This window comes from Rhizobium leguminosarum (genome assembly GCF_002953715.1).
Taxonomy (GTDB): domain Bacteria; phylum Pseudomonadota; class Alphaproteobacteria; order Rhizobiales; family Rhizobiaceae; genus Rhizobium; species Rhizobium leguminosarum_V.
Window position 1 is genome coordinate 228,569 of sequence record NZ_CP025013.1, and the last position, 19,244, is coordinate 247,812.

Sequence of the window (19,244 nt, forward strand, 5' to 3'; positions counted from 1 at the left end):
CATGGCCGATTATCAGAAGATCAAAAAGGAACTCGAAGGCATCGCCGTTGAGGACAATCCGGCGCTGGTGCGCCAGAAGAGCCGGGATTTCTATTGGTACTCGCCGATCCTGAAGGCGCAGCTCGACAATGTGACGGCCGATCTCGTCGTCACGCCGAAGACCGAGGAAGAGGTCATCCGGACGCTGAAGGTCGCCTATGCCCATGGCGTGCCGGTCACGCCGCGCGGCGCCGGCACCGGCAATTACGGCCAGGCCATGCCACTTTCCGGCGGCATCGTGCTGAACCTTGCCGCCATGGACAAGATCAAGGAGATCCATCCTGGCCGTGTCGTCTGCGAACCGGGCATCGTGCTTGCCCAGCTCGACAAGCAGACCAAGGCCCATTCGGGCCAGGAGCTGCGCTTCCACCCCTCCACCGCCCAGACGGCGACGGTCGGCGGCTTCATCGCCGGCGGTTCCGGCGGCGTTGGCTCGATCACCTGGGGCGGCTTGCGCGACCTCGGCAACATCCTGCGCCTGCGCGTCGTCACCATGGAGGCCGAACCGCGCGTCCTCGACCTCACCGGCTGGGACCTGCAGAAGGTGAGCCACGCCTATGGCACCAACGGCATCATCACCGAGATCGAGATGCCGCTTGCACCTGCCTATGACTGGGTCGACGTGCTCGTCGGCTATGACGACTTCATGGAAGCGGTGCGCTTCTCCGATGCGCTGGCGAAATGCAACGGCATTCTCGTCAAGGAAATTGCCCCGATCGCCGCTCCCATCCCTCACGACTACTTCACCCGCCACAAGCCCTACATCCGTCAGGGCCAGTCGATCGTCGTGCTGATGATCGCACCACACTCGATGGATGCCTTTCTTGCCTTCACGGCGGCGCAGAAGGGCGAGATCATGTTCCGCTCCGACAAGGTGGAAAGCATGCGCGGCATCCCGCATGCCTACGAGCTTGCCTGGAACCACACGACATTGCGTGCGCTGAAGGTCGACCCGAGCTTCACCTATCTGCAGGTGCAATACCCGGGACCGGATCATGTCGCCAAGGTCCGGAAGATGGTCGAAATCTTTGGTGACGAAGTGCCGGGTCATCTCGAATTCATCAAATTCGACGGCCAGATCCAGTGCTCCGGCCTGCCGCTGGTGCGCTATACCACCGAGGAGCGGCTGGAGGAGATCATCAAGATCCACCAGGACAACGGATGCCCGATCTTCAACCCGCACCGCTATACGCTCGAAGAAGGCGGCATGAAGCGCACCGACGCGGTGCAGCTCGCCTTCAAGCAGGAAACCGATCCGAAGGGCCTGCTCAATCCGGGCAAGATGATTGCGTGGGAAAATCCCGATTTCGATTTCAACGCCGGCAAGAATTATCTTTTCCCCGGCCTGGCGGCCCTGATGGAGGCTTCATGAGGGTTCTCGTCCTCCACTCTCACCCGGTCGAGGAAAGTTACGGCAAGGCGCTTTACCGGCAGACCGTCGAGAGCCTTGAGAAGGCCGGGCATACAGTGGATGCATGCGACCTCTATGAAGAGCAGTTTGATCCGGTGCTCTCGCGCCACGACCGGCTCGTCTATCACGATTATCCGGAAAATCTGAAGCTGGTGGGATCGCATGTCGAAAGGTTGAAGGCGGCCGAGGGGCTGGTGATCTGCACCCCGATCTGGAACTTCGGATTTCCGGCGATCCTGAAAGGCTATTTCGACCGAGTATGGCTGCCGGGCGTTTCCTTCGAGCTGGTCAACGGCAAGGTGGAATCGCGGCTGCGCCACATCCGCAAGCTCGCAGCCGTCCTGACCTATGGCGCAACGCCCTTCCGGGCCTTCGCCGCCGGCAACCCGCCGAAGAAAATCGTCAAGCGCGTGCTGAGGGCGCAGATCAATCCGGTGAGGCCGGTGACGTTCCTCGCCCATTACGACATGAACAATTGCACGCCGGAGACGCGGGCAAAATTCCTCGCCCGCGTCGGAGACGCGATGGAGCACTTTTAGAAGATTTTCGCGGCCGTCGCCTCGACCTCGACCAGGAACTCCGGCCGGGTAAAGCCGCCGATGACGAGCAAGGTGGAAACCGGCTTCGGATCGAGCGTATAGCGATCCCGTACAGCCATATAGGCCGGGAAATCCTCGCGGCGGGTAACGAAGCCCGAAATGCGGATCACATCGGCAAAACTCATCTCCGCCTCCTGCAAGATCGCCTTGATCGCCTCGAAGCAGAGTTCCGTCTGAGCAGTGATGTCGCTCGGAACAGTATCGTCGAGACCGATACCAAGCTGGCCCGACGTGACGAGCAGCGCTGCGCCGGGCGGCACCAGCAGGCCGTGATTGTAATTTCCGAAAGGCCGGCGCACCGAGGCCGGATTGAAGATCTTCTTCATCGATCGCTCTGAAATTTTCCCATAGGTCGGCAGATCCCGCGACCCTACAGGATGCGGCAGGATATGAGAATATCGCTGCCGCTCATGATGTCTTGCGACGATTGATGCGGGACAACCGCCTTGAAGGCCAGTTCAATATCTTTCGGTATCTGATCTGACGTTAGCCGCGCGTCATCTTTGCGTCACGCGCCGCGAAGCGACCAAGTGGATTGGCCTGTTGCCTTCGAAGGCCCGTCCGCTGCTCTGCCCGTCCGCTGCGCTTTTGTCGCCGTCCAATTGAAACTGGTTGACCAGATCGCGCAGGCGGCCTGCCTCGGAGGACAATGAGGCAACGGCAGCCGTCGATTGCTCGACCATCGCCGCATTTTGCTGGGTCGCCTGGTCCATCTGATTGACGGCCGTGTTGATCTCAGCAAGTCCCGTCGACTGCTCGCGCGCCGATGTGGCTATCGCATCCATGAGTTGGTTGATCTGTACGACGTACTCACCGATCGACTTGAGCGACGTTCCGGTTTCGAGAACCAGTTTCACGCCATTTTCCACATCAGTTGATGACTTTTGAATGAAGCCTTTGATTTCCTTGGCCGCTTGAGCTGCGCGCTGGGCAAGCTCACGAACTTCCTGGGCGACGACTGCAAAACCTTTGCCCGCCTCACCCGCGCGGGCAGCTTCAACGCCGGCATTCAACGCCAAGAGGTTTGTCTGGAAGGCGATTTCATCAATTGCACCAATGATGTTCGAAATCTGCTGTGAACTGTCTTCGATGCGTCGCATGGCCTGTTCCGCCTGCGAGACGACAGTTGCCGACCGCTGAGCGCTGATATCGGCTTCTTTGGCCACATTGCGTGCCTCGTCGGTGCGTTTGGTCGACATCGTCACATTCGACGTGATCTCGTCCAAGGCTGCAGCCGTCTCCTCGAGAGAGGCTGCTTGTTGTTCGGTGCGCTTGGAAAGATCTTGCGCGGCAGATGCAATTTCACCGGTACCATTATCGATGCTGTGCACTGTCTGGAGCACTGCGCCGATCGTCGCACCCAATTGCCGGAGCGAAGCGTTGAAGTCTTCGCGCAAGGCTTCGTATTCGGCCGCAAATTGCTCCGAAAGCTGGAAGGATATGTCCCCTGCTGCAAGTCGCCGGAGGCCTCCGCCCAATGTCGTGGTCGCGAAGCGCAATTGTTCCGCCTCGCGTTCGGCGCGCTGCTGGGTTGCGGCGCGCGCCGCCTCGCTCTCGCTGCGGGATTCGGCGGCTTCCTTCTCCAGCCTGACGACGTTGAGGGCATTGTGACGGAAGATTTCAACCGCACCGGCCATTTCGCCGACTTCGTCGGCGCGACCGGCATAGGGAATATCACTGTCAAGATCACCATCCGACAAGCGCCTCATGGCGGAGGCGATGCTTCGGATTGGGTTGGCGATGCCGGAAATCGCAAAGAAGATGCCGGCTACGGCAAGAAGCACAGCCAGCGCTGCGATCGCGGCCGTCAGCATGAAAGCGGATTGTGCGGAATCACCGCTCGCAGCCACGAAGCCTTCGGCCTGGCTGAGAATGAAAGCGACCAGATCCGCCACCGCCTTGTTCACCAACTCGGCTTGTGGCTCCATATTTTCCTTGAAGAGGCGGATTGCTTCAGGCGTCTTCCCGTCATTTTCAGACGCGATCATTTGCTCTGCCAGCGCGCGATATTTGGCGAGTTCCGGCTTGATCTGATTGATCAGTTCGCGCCCCCGCTCGGTGCGGACGCCTTTTTCGTATTCGGTGACAACTTTCTCGACCGCGGCGACGGCGGCATCGATTTTTTGCTGTCCGACATTCCGCTCCTCCGCTGTATCCTCCAGGAGGTACTGAGCATAGACCAATTTCAGGTCGAGGAAGTTATCCTTGATCTCGCGAGCCGTCACAAGCCGCTGCATCCAGAAGGTCCCGATCTGCTCAGTATTGGCACGAAGTGTCGAAATCGTGCTCAGCGAGACATAGGAAAGGCCAACCATGAACAGGCTGATGATCGACAGCTTTAAGATCAGGGCTTGCTTGATACTCGGGCGCTTCATGCGGGTCTCCTCGAAGGTAGCTGGGACGACCGGTGTGCCGGCTGATGCAAGATTTCGCGCCAGATTCAATAATTTAGTATTAACTAAACAATGATCCCGCTCTATTTCCTAAGATCTTCTGAGAAGATCCACACTTCTGCGATCAATTAAACGCCCTGCGACTTAGAGTTCCTGGAAATCCAAGGAAATAGCAGCCATGCCGAGCGAAAATGTCAGCGCCATCAGGTCTCGATACCAAGAAATGGATCGGTCGACATTGATTCGGATCGGCACGATTTGTTCATCTTCGCCATGGAGAACGAGCGTTGGAATGCCAATCGCCTTCAGGGCGGGAAACGGCAATCCGCTCACGCAACTCTCCTGCCGTCTGCGACGTCGGCAAGCACCTGCATGCTTGCCAATCGGTCCACGGAACACATACTGGATCCATGCAGCAATCAGAAAACCAACCTGCCGACATTGAAATCGCGCTCTGGCGGTATTCCGAGAACGAAGGCAACTGGAACCGCTGGATGCGGTCGCTTTCATCGGATGAACGGGATCGCGCTGCGACCTATCGGTTTGAACGAGATCGGGCCTCGTTCATTGCCGGCCGGTATCTCTTGCGGCAACTGTTAAGCCTGCAGACCGGGATATCGCCGGGCAAGGTCCCATTGTCTCCAGACAGGCACGGCAAGCTGAGGCTTGAGGGTGGTGACAGGCTGCAGTTCAGCCTCGCCAATACCGACGGGCTTGTGGCGGTCGCTGCCGCTTCAGGATGTGATCACGTGGGAATAGATTGCGAACGCGCCGACATCGAGATCGAGGAGGCGGCAGTGGATAGCTATTGCAGTGCAGAGGAACGGCGCTGGCTGATGGAATTGCCTGCGCGCGAACGCGCACGCACGGCCATTGCACTTTGGACGCTTAAAGAGAGCCATCTGAAGGCACTCGGCGTCGGGCTGCGCGAGGATCCCCGCAACATTGCCTTTTCCTGGAAGGATGGCATCCCTGTCATGGTCGATGGTGGCGATTGCGATCGGCGCTGGCATCACCGTCTGGTCGAAAGCGGCAGCCAGCATGTCGTTGCGCTGGCTGCTTGCGCTCAATCCGGGCTCCCCGGCATTTCGACAAGCCTATTTCAGAACGATAGCATTCCGTCCGAATAGCCGGCTCGGAGCTGATGAGGCATTGCGGAAGCGGTCTCCGTCGCCCAGGCCAGTTGCCCGTTGTCGGGTTCCGCATCGAAATGCTCCCGGCCGAGAAGCGTATTGACAATGGTTGCGCTGCGCCAGGCCATGAGGCTGAGCTGGGAGTCGGCGATACCGTGCGAATATCGCCCGGCATTCTGCGCAAACACCCGGTTGTTCCGCGGACCCGTCCACTGCATCGTGTAGTCGTCATTGAGAAGCGGATAGCCGTTTCTGTCGAGCGTTATCCTTTCGCCCAGTGAGCCGAGAGCATCCGGCAACCGGAACCGGTAGCCGGTTGCCAGAACTACCGCATCTGCATGAAGCACCTCGATTCCACCATCGAATTGGTTCCTGACGATGAGCCGATAGGCATTGCCGTTTCTCTCCATCTGGATCACATCGCGATTTGGCGCCAGAGAGGCATTGAGCGTGCTCGGCTCGAGATAACGCAAGGCGTAGAGGCGGCGGTAGATCGAGTGAATCGTCGAAATCGACAGGCCGTCGCTGGTCAGGATCGAGTTCTTCAAAGCGGCCTGCTTCTGCTCGCCGCCGAGCTTCAGATAGGCCTGCACGTATTCCGGCGAGAAAACCTGGTTCGAAAACGGCGTATCGTTGATCGGCTCGAAATTATGACGCCGGCTGATCCATGTCAGCTCCGTCATGGCACCGGGATCGGTCAGCAAGGCTTCGACGACCTCGCCGCCGCTTTGACCGCCGCCGACCACGACGATGCGGGCGGCGCCAAGATCGCTGAGACGCGATTTGGCCTCGCTGTTATGAAAGCAATCGGGACCCAGAAACGGTTTTGCCCAGTCGGGCACGAAGGGTGAAGAACCCGTGCCGATCACCAGGTTTCGTGCTTCTTCCTGCCCATTGTCGAACCGCAGGAAGAAGCGGTCGTCGCGATGCTCGACGTCGCGGATCTCCGTGCCAAAGCGCAGGCCGTCCACGCCGTTGGCGACCCAGGCGAGATAACGTGCAAACTCCTGCCGGGGAACGGCCTTATAATTGGCGTTCAGGAAAGCGTAGAGCCTCTTATGGGCAACCAGATAGGAGACGAATGACCAGCGGCTGGTCGGCAGGACCGGGGTAACGAGGTCTTTCAGAAAGGACGATTGCAGCTCGACGCCGGGCATCATCATGCCGGGATGCCAGTCAAACGAGTCTCGTCGCTCGAAGAAACGGCTTCTGATCTCGGGCACCGACTCGAACAGGCAGGCGAGGCTCAGATTGGAGGGACCGATGCCGATGCCGGCAATGTCCAGCGGCTCGGCATCCCTGCGGCTAAAAGCGACGGTCATGCAATATCCTTCTCTGTTTCCTTGAGACGCAGGGCGAGCCTTGAGTGGAAGGCGGGAGACCCGATCATGTGCAGGTGGTTGGTGCCGGTGATGATTTCGGCCGCACGCGCCCGCGGCGACAGGCGGCGCCAGTCGATCAGGTTGAGGCCGCGGTTGAGGCTGTCGTCGGCAGCCCAGGGATAGATCGGCACATCGTGAGGAACGAGCCGGTGCCTGCGGAAGATCAGGGCATTGTCGATCAGCACCCAAAACGTATGCTCACGACTGCTGATATCGGGCCCGTCGTTTGGAAGCGGGTCCTTTTCGTCGCCGACAAAGCGCAGGAACTGATCGTAGGTATCCGTATCCATCGTCGATAACAGCCGGTCCCATTCGGGACGCATCGCCGTTCGTCCAAGCCATGCCTGCACATCTTTATGAAGTGCGTCGCGTTCGCCCGACCGGAAGCGCGGCTTCGCGCCGATCGCAAATTCCGATCCGAGATCGCAGACGTCGACCATCGCCATCATCCTGACGTCGACCTGATCACCGAGGGCGCGGGCAGCCTCGTAGGCCAGAAGCCCGCCCCAGGACCAGCCGAGGAAATAGCAGGGCGCGCCCTGACTATGTGTCCTGATATAATCGACATAGCTCTCGATGATCTCTTCGACCGGAGCGCCGACTGCCTTTTTCTCGGAAAGCGAGTGGCATATGAAGCCGGTTGCCGGCTGATCGGCTCCGAGATAGTCGACGAGCTTGACGTATTCACGGGTGCTGACGAGAAGCCCCGGAAAGCAATAGAGCCGCGGCTTGGCGCCGGAAGCACGCAGCACGATCACCTCAGACAGATCCCGTTGGTCCCCCTGCTCCATCACGCCGGCAAACGAGCGCACGGTCGGGTTGTTGAAGATATCGGCGACGATGAGCGGGGTTTTCGGCCGGCGCTGCCGGAGCAGCGAAAGGATGCGGATCGCTCCAAGCGAATTGCCGCCGATCGCGAAGAAATTGTCCTCGACGCTGATTGCTTCCAGCTTGAGTACCTGCCGCCAGACATCCAGCACCTCATCTTCGAGCACGGTTGCCGGCTCGACGATTGTGCGTTTGACCGGTTGTGGCGCCGGCAGCGCAAATCGATCGAGCTTGCTGTTCGGATTGGTCGGCATTTTTTCCAGTTCGACCACGGCAGCCGGCACCATATAGGACGGCAGGCTGCGCTCGAGGCCGGCGCGGATCGTCTCGACATCAAGCGTCTCGTCTTTCTTCGGAACGACGTAGGCAACGAGCGCCTTTTCGCCACCGGCATCGTCATCGCGCAGGACGACCAGGGCCTCGCCGACGGCCGGCTGCTGGAGGAGAGCCGCTTCGATCTCACCAAGCTCGATCCGGTAGCCGCGAAGCTTCACCTGATGGTCGACACGGCCAACGAATTCGACGGTTCCGTCATCACGCCAACGCGTCAGATCACCGGAGCGATAAAGCCGGCCGCCCTCCGTGAAGAACGGATCGGGGATGAAGCGGTCCGCCGTCGTGTCCGGCTTGCCGAGGTAGCCGCGTGCGATACCCTCACCACCGATATAGAGTTCGCCGGTGACGCCGATCGGGCACGGATTGAGGTCAGGGTCGAGCACGTAGACGCGCCTTAACCCGACAGCGCGACCGAGCGGAGCATAGACCCCCTGGAACTTCGTGCCGGCCCTCACCTTCCAGACCATCGGCGTCATGATGGTTTCGGTCGGCCCGTAGCCGTTGATCAGCCATTCCGATTTCAGCGCTCGCGATAGAAGATCGAAGGTCGGTTGCGCCAGCCCCTCGCCACCGAAGGAATAAAGGCGCATCGGCGGCGCTCCGTCTGAAATATCAGCCCATTCCGCCAGTTGCTGCAGATAGGTTGTGGGAATGCTGGCATTGTTGGCGCCGTGCTTGCGCATGGCCGTCAATGTCTCTTCCGGCGTCCACAGCGGCTGATCGGGAAGAATGATGCTGCCGCCTTCCATCAGCGGGTTCATCCATCGCTCGTGCCCGCCATCCGAACTGAAAGGTAGGAACGGCAGCTCGCGGGATGCCGAGCTCATACCGTAGACACGCGAGGTGTTCTGCAGATGGTGCGTCAGCGGACCGTGCTCGACGGCCACGCCCTTCGGCAGTCCGGTCGATCCGGAGGTGTACATGACATAGGCGAGCTGATCTTTGTGAGTGGGAATATCAAGCGGCGTATCCGGCTCGCCGTCGAGGTCGATCTTGTCGAGTTCGAGGATAATAGTGTCGAGCTCTTCTGGCAGCCGATGGTGAAGCCAGCTGTGGGTCAGAACGATTTTGACACCGCCATCGCGCAGAATGTGATGGTTGCGCACCGGCGGATGGTCGGGCTCGACCGGGATGTAGGCGCCGCCCGCCTTCAGCGTCGCGAGGATCCCGACGATCGCCTCGGGCGAGCGCTTGATGAAGATGGCGACCGTCACCTCGGCGCGAACGCCCAGCTGACGCAAGCGATGTGCGAGACGGTTGGTGCTGGCCTCAAGCCAGCCATGGCTCCATTCCTCGTCGCCGTAGACGATCGCCGTCTTCGCCGGCGTCTGGCGTGAATGGACTGATATCAGCTCGTGGACCGGCCTGTCGTCGTTGACCACCTCGTCTTCGTAGGGCGCCGACAACCAGTCGAGCTCGTCGCTGCCGACGAGTTCGATATCCTTGATCCGCACACTGTCCCGCGCGACGATCTGCTCGAGCACGAGGCTGAAATGCCGGGAGACACGGGCAATCAGGGCGCTGTCATAGAGATCCTGTGCATAATCGATCAGCCCGGATGCGACCCCATCCAGACCCGCTTCGATCACCAGGGAAAGCTCGCTGTCAGCGCGCGCGCCCAGGGGTTCCAGATTGGTTGCGTGCCCGGGGATCGAATACGGCTCGCGGAATTCGAACAGCGCCTTGACCACGGCTTCCTGGGCAGCCGCTTCGTCGACCACCAGTTCCTGCGTGATGCGTTCCAGCGGAACGAGCCGGCGAAGGCCCTCCTCCGTTACAGATGAGATTGCAGTGATGACATCGTCGAGCGAACTTCTGGATGTCAGCGACAGCATGACGGGAAGGACCTGTTCGGCACGGCCACGGTCAGCAAGGTGCTCCCTCTGGGGCCGCGCGATCAGGAGCCCGGTCAACAAGGCATAGCTGCCGCTGTAGCGCGCCAGCAGCGCGCAAAAGGCGGCATGCAGCACGCGCTCGACCTGAAATCCCTTTTGCTGCGCATGTCGATCGAGCTTTTCCCAGAGATCAGGCCCGATCGAAAATCGATACTGAGCGCGTGCCACACCTGCCAGCCCGCCACTGTTGAAGCGGGTTGGAAAGGTCGAGGCCGCGTAGTCGAGACCGATCGTTTGCCGCCAGTATGAGAGGGACTGCTGCGCCTGCTCTGTCTGCAGCCACTCAGCCTCTCGCGCACCGGCCAAGATATCTGCCCGCTGCGTGTCGCCGGCGGGTGCGCCGTCGAGAATTCGCGTCAGGGAACCGGCGAGAACGGACTTCTCGCGATCGTCGCCGATGATTGGATGAAGCACGATTGTCAGAAGCGACTGTCCATCGGCAAGCAAGACAATCTGAACACGTGCCGGCGGACCGCCGAGGAGATCGAAGCGTCTGTCGCGGAAGGCTTTCTGTGCGGCCAAAGCATCCGGCTCGGCGAGAGCAGCACCTTCACCGACAATCTCGATCGGTACTGCGTTCAATACGCCGCAGTGCTGTTCGACGCGACCGCCCGCCAGCCGTCGGAATCGGGTGGCAAGGGAGGGATGTTGCGCCACGAGCGTCCGGCAGGCGCCGGCAATCGTCTTGACGTCGACCGCCGGGTTCAATCGCAGCCAAATGACCTGGTCGGGAAAGACCGTGTAGTTGCCGATCTGCTCCAGCGACCAGATACGCTTCTGCGCGATCGTCAGTGGAAAGCTCTCGAAGCCCGCGTCCGTTGCGACATCGGTCGGGTAGGCATCTGCGAAATTTGTGATCTGCTTGTTCATCCGTGTCATCCAGCCGGTTTCAGAGACGCGCGTCGCCGGCGATTGCCGAGCGCAAGGAGAGAGGGCGCGGATCCGCCCAGACGTCGCGGATATGCGCCAGGCAATGCTGGCGCGACCCGGCAAAGCCCGCCGGCTCCCAGCCCACGGGAATCCGCTTGTCCTGCGGCCAGATTGAATAGCGACGCTCGGTGTCGATGACGGCGATCCAAAGATCGTCGTGAGGTTCAAGATTATCCATTCGCAGCTCCTGCGGTGATGATGGTCATGCGCAAGTGACGGATCGGGCAGGCTGCAGTTTAGAAAATTTATGAGAATTTTTTTCTTCGCGTATCCCTAAATCTGGCGGGAGATGGATCGTCATTCTACCAAATCGGCGCAGGAGCAACCTTCATGCTCGTAACGCCAAAAGCCCGACCTGCGCCCGACCGGCCAAGGAGAACTTCATGGATTTCGACGCCGTCAAACAAAGGCGCGCTCTGCAGTCGCGCAGCTACATCAGCCTCGCACCTAATCTCATTCACCTCAGGACCGCTTACGGCCACCACGAAGCGGCGTTCGAGGTCGATGCCGGCATCGCGTCCGTGACCTTCTACCACGGAGATCCGGTGCAATCGGCAGAACTGTTGATGGCGGCCGCCGAAGCCGTGACGGCAAAAGATCGCTCGATCACCTCAGTCGTCTTCGAAGGGCATCAAACAAGCCTGCCCAGACATATTGCGGATGCCGGCGGACGGCTCGATTCGGCGATCCTATGGCAATGGCCCTCGCTGTGGCTGCCGCAGATGTCCTATCCGCTGCCGCCCGTCCAGGAGATGACGGCGGGGCGATATCATCCGCGTCGACCCGCAAAGCCGAAGGGCACGATCTATCGGCGTTTCATCCCCTGGCTAGAACGGGAAATCGCCTTCACCGTGGCCGATCCCGAGACCGATCTTGCAGCATTTCATCGCTGGATGAACGACGAACAGGTCAACACGATCTGGGAAGATTCAGGCTCGATCGACAAGCATCGGGAGATTCTGGAGGCAAGGATCGCAGATCCGCATGTCCTGCCGCTGATCGGCAGTTTCGCGGACATCCCCTTCGGCTATTTCGAAGTCTACTGGGCAAAGGAGGACCGTCTCGGTCCCTTTTACGACGCCGACGACTATGATCGTGGATGGCATGTCGCGATCGGCGAGCCCGGCTATCGCGGCAAGAAATGGATCAGCGCATGGCTTCCTTCGCTGATGCATTTCATCTTCCTCGATGATCCGCGCACGAAACGCATCGTCGGCGAGCCGCGCGCCAGTCATGAGCAGCAGATCCGCAACCTCGATCGTTCGGGTTTTGCCAAGGTCAAGCATTTCGATTTTCCGCACAAGCGGGCGCTCCTGGTGATGCTCGGCCGCGAGCGTTTCTTCGGTGACCGTCTCTGGGTGCCGGCATCATGAACGACATGAGCGACGCAAGCGGCAGCTTCCGGAGACGGCAGCGCCTCGCCCCGGAGGACCTTGCCAGTCCTGAGCTTTTCAGGCTGCTGCTTCGGCTTGGGTTGCCGGCGATGTTCGGCCTGTCGATTAACGCCGCCCATCACACGATCAACATGATCTTTATCGGAATGATCGGTGAAGACCAGATCGCGGCGATCATGATCGTCCTGCCGGTCCTCATGCTCGTCGCCGCCTTCGGCGAAGGGATCGGCGTCGGTGTCGCAACCGAGGTCGGGCGGATGCTCGGAGCCGGCAATCGATCCCGGGCCGGGGCCATTGCCTCGATCAGCCTTGCTGCCGGCGTTGTCTTCGGCGCGGCAAGCGCTCTCGCAATCCTCGCATTTCCAGATTTGCTGCTGTTCGGCGCCACGCCTGCCCTTCAGCCGCTCGTGCAGCAATATCTGATGATCATTGCGGTCTCGGTGCCGCTGACGATGGCGCAGATCATTCTCGATTTCCTGGCGATCGCAGAGGGCAATGCTCGCTTCAGCATGTGGACGCTGGTCGCCTGCTTTGCGCTGAACATGATCCTCGACCCGATCATGATCTTTGGCTTCGGCCTCGGCCTGCAGGGCGTTGCGATCGCAACCATCCTGTCCCAACTCGTCGCGCTTTGCATCTATGCTGCTTACCACGCCAGGCGACTTGGGACGGTCCGGCTGACGTTTGGCTGGCGGTTGGGAGATATCGGCTATCTCAAACCTGTGCTTGCAGTCGGCGCACCGACGACGCTGACCAGTCTCGCAACCGCGGGCGCGATTGCGGCGATGGTATCGCTCGCCGGCACCTATCACGGAGAAGCCGGCATTGCCGGCGTTGGGATTGCCTTGCGGCTGCTTGCTGTGGGAACGCTCCCCGTCATCGGTATTTCACTCGGGGCCCAGTCGATCCTGAGCTTTGCCTGGGGTCGAGGCGATACGGCCCGAGTGCTGTCGGCAGCCCGCATCCTGACAGTGGTCACAACTGCGGTGAGTGGCACTTACGGGCTGGCGGCGCTCGCTTTCTCCGAAGAGCTTGCATCATTCTTCACCGACGATGCGACGGTGATCGGGATTGCGGCGCAAGCGATCATCGCAACCCATCCTCCCCTTCTGCTGTTCGGCCTGCGGCAAACGGTGCTGATCCTCTTCCAGGCTCAGGGCAGACCGAAAGCGGCGGTTGCCATCGGCCTGGCGCAGAATGGCTATCTTCTCTTTCCGCTGCTGGCGCTCCTGCCACCGTTCTTCGGCTTTTCAGGCTTGCTGGCAGCAATGTTCCTGGCCTCTGCACTGACCGGCCTGCTGTCGGCCGTCTGCCTGGTGAGGACGCTCAGCGCGCTCCGGCAGCGCGCCGCCGACCATCTGACCTCCATCCGTCCATATCCCAGCTTTTGTCCATGAGAGGATGACCATGAACCAGTCGATCAACCCGCACGACCTTGGCGCCCATGCGGCCGCTGACGATCTCTTTACGCCTGTCGATCCGGCGGCATTCAACGCCGTGTCTCCGCCGATTTTCCAGACGTCGCTTTTCACCTACGACAGTTACGAGGCGATGGAGGATGTCTTCGCCGGCCGCACTCGCAACTACATCTATTCGCGCGGTGACAATCCGACGGTCCGCGAATTCGAACTCCTGGTGGCCCGCCTCGAGGGCGCAGAGGATGGACGGGCTTTCTCGAGCGGAACGGCCGCCATTACATCGACAATTCTCAGCCTTGTTGAGGCGGGAGACCGGGTCGTTGCGGTCCGCCATCTCTACAACGATGTCTACCGCCTTCTGGTGAAGCTGCTCGGCAGGCTCGGCGTCGCGGTGGATTTCGTCGATCCCGCCGACCACGACGAGGTCCGCAGGGCGCTGTCGGGTGCCAAGCTGCTCTACCTTGAAAACCCCACATCCTTCGTCTTCGAGCTTCAGGACATTGCGGCGCTGTCGGCCATGGCGAAGGAGGCCGGTGTTACCACAATCATCGACAATTCCTGGGCAACGCCGCTCTTTCAAAAACCGATCCAGCATGGCGTCGATATCGTCATTCACGCCGCCTCGAAATATCTCGGCGGTCACAGCGATACGGTCGCCGGCGTCGTCGTCGGCTCGAAAGAGGCCATCGCCAGGATCAATTCAACGTCCTACCCCTATGTCGGCGCCAAACTGTCACCGTTCGAGGCCTGGCTGCTGCTGCGCGGCATGCGCACGCTGCGTGTCCGTCTCAAGGAGCATGAGCGCAGCGGGCTGTTGCTCGCCGGGCGGCTGAAGGCGCATTCTGCGATCGCACGCGTTCGTCACCCGGCATTTCAGGAGCATCCCGGACGGGCAACGCTCACGGGTTATGCCGGGCTGTTTGCCTTCGACCTCAATCCCGATATCGATGTCGCACGTTTTGTGAATAGCCTTCGCGATATCCGCCTCGGCGTCAGCTGGGGGGGACCAGAAACGCTGGTGGTCCCCGCCAAGGTCGCGCTGCAGATCCCCGACCGGATGACCTCCTTCATCCGGTTCGGCGTGAGCGAGCAGACGGTTCGTTTCGCCGTTGGTCTGGAAGAGCCGGAACTGTTGTGGAGCGATTTGCAGCAGGCGCTGCACGCAGCGAAACGGTAGGGCCCTGTCGGTGCGCATGATCGGGGCGGGAAGGTTCGGCGATCGCCAGATGGCAATGTTCCTCTGCCGCCTTGATCATGAAGTTGACGAGGGTCCTTGAGACGCCGAGTTCGGCTGCAATATCCTTCTGCGGCACGCCGTTGAGGCGATGGCGAATGAAGGCATCGTTGGTTCGCTTCGGCAGCGCCTCGAGCGAAGCAAGCACATTGCGCAAAGTCTCGGCGGCGACAAGCTGGTCGAGCACGGTGGGGATGGGTGCTGTGATCTCCTGAACCTGGTCAATCGACCTATAGTTGTTCATCTGCTGACGTCGCCGGCGGCTCTCGTCGAGTGCCAGATTATAGACCATCCGGAAGGCGTAACCGATCGGGCAGCGAATGCCATCGGTTTTGACGCCATAGGCTTTAATGACTCCATCCTGAAATATATCCTCGGAATATGACTTTGATTTGACAACGCTTTCAATCGTTTTAAGGAGTTTGTCCTTGTTTTCGATCATGGCGTTGACCACGGCATTTCCGTTCACATCACGATGCAATGTGTGCATTGTCCTGTACCCTTTTTACAAATGGAAAATCAGGCTCTGTCGTTGCTGGTCGATGCGGTCTTGGCGTCCCTTTTTCGAGGAAAGTACACGATTTGATTGCAGTGTCTATTTTAAGGTGATAACGAGAGTCAAGTTTAAATCGACCGGATGAAAGCGAGAGAAAATGGGAAGGACAGTGGAGATCCTGACCGGCAAGGCGGAGCTCTGCCGATCGATCATGGGGGCTTTGCCCGACTGGTTTTCAGAACCTGAGGTCATCGAAGCGAGCGCCCAGGCGATCGAAGACCTGCCGGTGTTCGGCTATGTTGAAGCCGACGTCGTGACCGCGTTGATGGCCTTGAAGCCGCACCCGCCCGGCGCCGTCGAAATCGCGCTGATTGCGACACGACCCGAACATCACGGTCGCGGCGCCGGACGCCATCTCATCGATGCGGCAGAACGTTTCGGCCATGAATCGGGTGCGCGGCTGCTGACGGTCAAGACGCTCGCCCCGCGCGGCTGCGACGAACCGCAGTTCGAGGCGACGCGGCGCTTCTATGACCGGAACGGCTTTGTGCGGGCGGAGGTCTTTGCAAAGCTCTGGCACGAGGACCATCCATGCCTGTTCATGGTCAAGCCACTCGCCGACGTCGAGGCAGGTGAGGCTACGCTTTGAGACGACGAGACTTTCTGCTTGGCGCGTTGGCAATGACCAGCGCGCACGCTACATCGGAGCGGCCCTTCTCGTCATCGCCGACTGCCATCCATCGTCTCTGCTCGCGTCGGACGATAGGAGCTAGTGGCGCCCGTCCGGCAGCGGGCAGGCTTCGCCGCAGCCGCCGACGCCCGGTAGGTTGTAGCGCAGGCAGCAGACTTTCCGGCGCACGAATTCGAGTCCGCATTGCTGGCGCGCAATGCGGATCATGCCGAACATCGGGTTGCGCCCGCCGCCCGGCCATTGAGCTTCTTCCAGCAGCGCCAGGCCTCCTTCGACGAGGATAGGCTCATGGCGATGAGCGATCTCCTTCAGAATCCAGGAGAGATAGGCCGCGACATTGTTCCAGAGAAGCTTCGGCGCGACGCCGGCGTTGGCGGCGATCGCCGCGATGACGGGCTCGGCGTGACCGAGCATCAGCCGGTGAAGCTCGCCGGCCGGGTCACTTGTCACCTCGGGCCTGCCGGACATCACGAATGCTTCCGGTTCGCCTGTCTGCTCGTTGCAGACGAGCAAAAGCCGGTCGACCTCCATCGGCAGCGCGATGCGGTTCACGAACATATGGACGCTCGGAGCGATCGTCAGCATGCTGAAATAATAGAGCGTCCACATGGAGACGATCGCACGACGGTCGCTGCCCGGAAATTTTTGCGCATATCGGCCAATGATCTCGTCGAAGATCGCTCGGTCGCAAAGATCCCTGCAGGAAACAACAAAGCCCGTCTGCGGGAGAGCGCTGAGCAGCTTGCCGCGGCAATAGGCGAACGGACCGTCGCCCACCAGACCGTCGAGGTCGACGGTTTTGTGGGCGACAGGATGGTCAGCGATCAAGGTCGGGCGCTGAAACGCCCCGGTTGTCTCCATTGCCGTGCCTTACCACCGGTATTTCAGGGTGCCGGTCATGTTGCGGCCCTGGCCGAGATAGCAGAAGCCTTCGTTGCAGACAGTGTCGCGTTCGTCGGCAATGTTGCGGATATTGAAGGCGGCCGTCAGGCCCTCATATTTCTTGTCGACCGCGCCGAAATCATAAGCGGCGGATGCATCAACATAGAAGCTCGAAGGGTTCTTCGAGGTATTGGCGGTATCCGTCCAATTCTCGCTGACATAACGGACGCCCGCGCCGACCGACAGGCCGTTGAACGGATTGGTTTCCTGGAAAGTATAGTTGGCCCAGAGGCTTGCGACATGCGCGGGCGTTACGGCCGGGGTGTTGCCCTCGTTATTGCCGCCGGTGACCTCGGAATGATTGTAGGTGTAGGCAGCAATGAGATCGAGACCGTCAGCGATTGCCGCGCGGGCTTCAAGCTCGATGCCCTTTCCTGTCACTTCGCCGAGCGAGTCATAGGCAAGGGTCAGCGGATTGACCAACACCGGCTTGTTCTTTTCGACGATGTGATAAGCGACCGCCGATAGCATGATGTCGGAGCCGGGAGGCTGGTACTTTACGCCGAGCTCGTATTGTTCGCCCTCGGTCGGCTCCAGGATCTTGCCGGATGTCGACCGGTTGGTCACCGGGTCGAACGAGGTCGCATAGGAAACGAAGGGCGCAATGCCGTTGTCGAAGAGGTAAAGCGCACCGGCTTGCCAGGAGAAGGCGTTCTTGTTGACGTCTTCCGAGTCGTTCAACCCAAAGGAGGGATAGGTCGTGTCACGCGTCTGGTTCACCCAGGTCTGGCGGCCGCCGAGGTTGAAGCGCCAGTTTCCGGCCTCGATCTGGTCCATGGCGTAAACGCCGACTTGGCGCATATCGGCATCGGCAACGATGAAGTTATAGGCCGGCGTAGCGCCCGAGACCCCATAGGTCGGGTTGGCGATATCGAAATCGAAGGCCGAGTTGACGGCGCCGATGCCGTAGCCCCAGTTCGACTGGAGATTGGTGTAATCGAGCCCGAACAGCATCGTATGGCCAAGCGGGCCGGTATCGAACTTCGCCTCGAGCTGGTTGTCGACCTGGAAGACATTCATCTCATCCCGGATCGAACTTGCGTTGCGATGGGCGACTGTCCCGGTCCAGCTGGAAACGCCGAGGTAACGAGCCCTGAGATCGAGATGCGAATAGCGCAGGTTCTGGCGGAACGTCAGGCCGTTGTCGAATTCGTGCTCGAACTGATAGCCGATCTGCTGCTGCTTGACCTTCTGGTAGTCGTAGTCGGGATCGCTCTGCCGGATGTCGAGGATTTTGCCGTCGACGGTCGTGATCGCGCCGACATTGGCATCGGTCTCGTCGGCCTGCGCCAGACCGTACAGCGTGAAGGTCGTGCCTTCGTCAGGCTTCCAGGTAAAGGACGGCGCCAGAAAATAGCGGTCGTCGGCAATATCGAAATTGGTGTCGCCGTGGCGCGCAAGGCCGACGATGCGATAGAGGAAATCGTCGTTGTCTTCGCTGATCGATCCGCCGAAATCGAACATCGCCTGAGCCCGATCCTTGGTGCTGTAGGAGATACCGACTTCGTGGATCGGCTCTTCGGTCGGAAGCTTCGATATCTTGTTCACGAGGCCGCCCGGCGATCCCGAGCCGTAGAGAACGGATACCGGTCCCTTGATCACCTCGACGCGTTGCAACTGATAGGGATCGGTGCGGAACATGCCGTAATTGATGTAGGGCTGGCGCAAGCTGTCACGATAGTCGCCAACCGTCGTAACGTTGAAGCCGCGAATGAAGATCTGGTCGAAGCGCGGATCGAAGCCGTTCGGCCCGGTCGTCACGCCGGCCGAATAACGCACGGCCTCGATAATGCTCTGGGCGCCGCGCTGCTCGATTTCCTTCTCGGTGGTGACCGAGACCGAACGCGGCGTTTCGACGAGCGGCGTGTTGATTTTGGTCGCGGCCGAACTGTTCTTGGCAGCAACGGACGTCCGGTCAGTCTTGCTATCAGAGGATGCACCTTGAATGACGATCGGCTCCAGCGCTGTCGCACTGGCATCCGTGGACGCGCTCTGGGCTGAAGCCGGCGATGCTGCAATGCCGATCAGGACGATCGCTGTCGTGACAAATAGGCTATCTCTATAAATTCGCGATACATTATTAGAAACATTCAAAAAAACACGCGCCATTGCTTGGTCCCTAC

16 protein-coding genes are annotated in these 19,244 nt (G+C 60.1%); 7 read left to right on the top strand and 9 right to left on the bottom strand.

The genetic code is table 11. The features are described from left to right. Position 1: 1 nt before the first annotated feature. Both CUJ84_RS25370 and CUJ84_RS25375 read left to right on the top strand, forming a co-directional pair. Positions 2-1,411, top strand: coding sequence for an FAD-binding oxidoreductase (locus CUJ84_RS25370; protein ID WP_105008472.1), 1,410 nt, complete (start codon positions 2-4; stop codon positions 1,409-1,411). After that, on the top strand, positions 1,408-1,989 hold the full coding sequence (locus CUJ84_RS25375) for an NAD(P)H-dependent oxidoreductase (protein ID WP_105008473.1): 582 nt from the start codon (positions 1,408-1,410) through the stop codon (positions 1,987-1,989). Before CUJ84_RS25370 ends, CUJ84_RS25375 begins: the two co-directional genes overlap by 4 nt. On the opposite strand, the gene CUJ84_RS25380 is transcribed toward CUJ84_RS25375, so the two are convergent. The 3 genes from CUJ84_RS25380 to CUJ84_RS25390 all read right to left on the bottom strand — a co-directional run bounded on the left by CUJ84_RS25380 (position 1,986) and on the right by CUJ84_RS25390 (position 4,775). Next, positions 1,986-2,375: a RidA family protein gene (locus CUJ84_RS25380; RefSeq protein ID WP_105008474.1), complete on the bottom strand. Its 390-nt coding sequence runs from the start codon at positions 2,373-2,375 to the stop codon at positions 1,986-1,988. The two genes, CUJ84_RS25375 and CUJ84_RS25380, sit on opposite strands and share 4 nt — an antisense overlap. Before the next feature lie 171 nt (positions 2,376-2,546). Continuing rightward, positions 2,547-4,424, bottom strand: coding sequence for a HAMP domain-containing methyl-accepting chemotaxis protein (locus CUJ84_RS25385; RefSeq protein WP_105008475.1), 1,878 nt, complete (start codon positions 4,422-4,424; stop codon positions 2,547-2,549). Between the two features lie 162 nt (positions 4,425-4,586). Beyond that, positions 4,587-4,775: a hypothetical protein gene (locus CUJ84_RS25390; RefSeq protein ID WP_105008476.1), complete on the bottom strand. Its 189-nt coding sequence runs from the start codon at positions 4,773-4,775 to the stop codon at positions 4,587-4,589. A gap of 77 nt (positions 4,776-4,852) precedes the next feature. Between CUJ84_RS25390 and CUJ84_RS25395 the strand changes: the two genes are divergently transcribed. Continuing rightward, positions 4,853-5,572: a 4'-phosphopantetheinyl transferase family protein gene (locus tag CUJ84_RS25395; RefSeq protein WP_105008477.1), complete on the top strand. Its 720-nt coding sequence runs from the start codon at positions 4,853-4,855 to the stop codon at positions 5,570-5,572. Here the strand turns inward: CUJ84_RS25395 and CUJ84_RS25400 are convergent. Genes CUJ84_RS25400 through CUJ84_RS25410 form a run of 3 tightly spaced genes read right to left on the bottom strand, consistent with a single transcriptional unit; the run spans position 5,545 to position 11,124 of the window. Further along, positions 5,545-6,897 carry a lysine N(6)-hydroxylase/L-ornithine N(5)-oxygenase family protein gene (locus CUJ84_RS25400; RefSeq protein WP_105008478.1) on the bottom strand — a complete coding sequence of 451 codons (1,353 nt, stop codon included), beginning with the start codon at positions 6,895-6,897 and terminating at the stop codon, positions 5,545-5,547. The genes CUJ84_RS25395 and CUJ84_RS25400 overlap by 28 nt on opposite strands. Continuing rightward, positions 6,894-10,886: a non-ribosomal peptide synthetase gene (locus tag CUJ84_RS25405; RefSeq protein ID WP_105008479.1), complete on the bottom strand. Its 3,993-nt coding sequence runs from the start codon at positions 10,884-10,886 to the stop codon at positions 6,894-6,896. Before CUJ84_RS25405 ends, CUJ84_RS25400 begins: the two co-directional genes overlap by 4 nt. A gap of 19 nt (positions 10,887-10,905) precedes the next feature. Then, positions 10,906-11,124, bottom strand: coding sequence for an MbtH family protein (locus CUJ84_RS25410; RefSeq protein WP_105008480.1), 219 nt, complete (start codon positions 11,122-11,124; stop codon positions 10,906-10,908). 205 nt (positions 11,125-11,329) lie between these two features. On the opposite strand from CUJ84_RS25410, the gene CUJ84_RS25415 reads away from it, so the two are divergent. From CUJ84_RS25415 to CUJ84_RS25425, 3 genes are read left to right on the top strand one after another with little or no spacing between them, the layout of a single operon-like run. After that, on the top strand, positions 11,330-12,319 hold the full coding sequence (locus CUJ84_RS25415; RefSeq protein WP_105008481.1) for a GNAT family N-acetyltransferase: 990 nt from the start codon (positions 11,330-11,332) through the stop codon (positions 12,317-12,319). Then, complete coding sequence (locus CUJ84_RS25420) at positions 12,316-13,737, top strand: MATE family efflux transporter (protein WP_105008482.1); 1,422 nt, start codon at positions 12,316-12,318, stop codon at positions 13,735-13,737. The genes CUJ84_RS25415 and CUJ84_RS25420 overlap by 4 nt, the downstream gene beginning before the upstream one ends. Before the next feature lie 10 nt (positions 13,738-13,747). Beyond that, complete coding sequence (locus tag CUJ84_RS25425) at positions 13,748-14,935, top strand: PLP-dependent transferase (protein WP_105009159.1); 1,188 nt, start codon at positions 13,748-13,750, stop codon at positions 14,933-14,935. Here CUJ84_RS25425 and CUJ84_RS25430 read toward each other — a convergent pair. Further along, the gene (locus tag CUJ84_RS25430) at positions 14,826-15,482 is read right to left on the bottom strand and encodes a sigma-70 family RNA polymerase sigma factor (protein ID WP_105008483.1); all 657 of its coding nucleotides are present in this window, start codon (positions 15,480-15,482) and stop codon (positions 14,826-14,828) included. The genes CUJ84_RS25425 and CUJ84_RS25430 overlap by 110 nt on opposite strands. A 163-nt stretch (positions 15,483-15,645) precedes the next feature. Between CUJ84_RS25430 and CUJ84_RS25435 the strand changes: the two genes are divergently transcribed. Continuing rightward, entirely contained in the window at positions 15,646-16,137 is a 492-nt protein-coding gene (locus tag CUJ84_RS25435; RefSeq protein WP_105008484.1) for a GNAT family N-acetyltransferase, read from the top strand. A gap of 120 nt (positions 16,138-16,257) precedes the next feature. Here CUJ84_RS25435 and fhuF read toward each other — a convergent pair whose 3' ends face one another. Next, a complete protein-coding gene (gene fhuF, locus CUJ84_RS25440) occupies positions 16,258-17,040 on the bottom strand; it encodes a siderophore-iron reductase FhuF (RefSeq protein WP_105008485.1) in 783 nt (260 codons plus the stop codon). Between the two features lie 9 nt (positions 17,041-17,049). Further along, a complete protein-coding gene (locus tag CUJ84_RS25445) occupies positions 17,050-19,230 on the bottom strand; it encodes a TonB-dependent siderophore receptor (RefSeq protein WP_105008486.1) in 2,181 nt (726 codons plus the stop codon). Between the last annotated feature and the right edge of the window lie 14 nt (positions 19,231-19,244).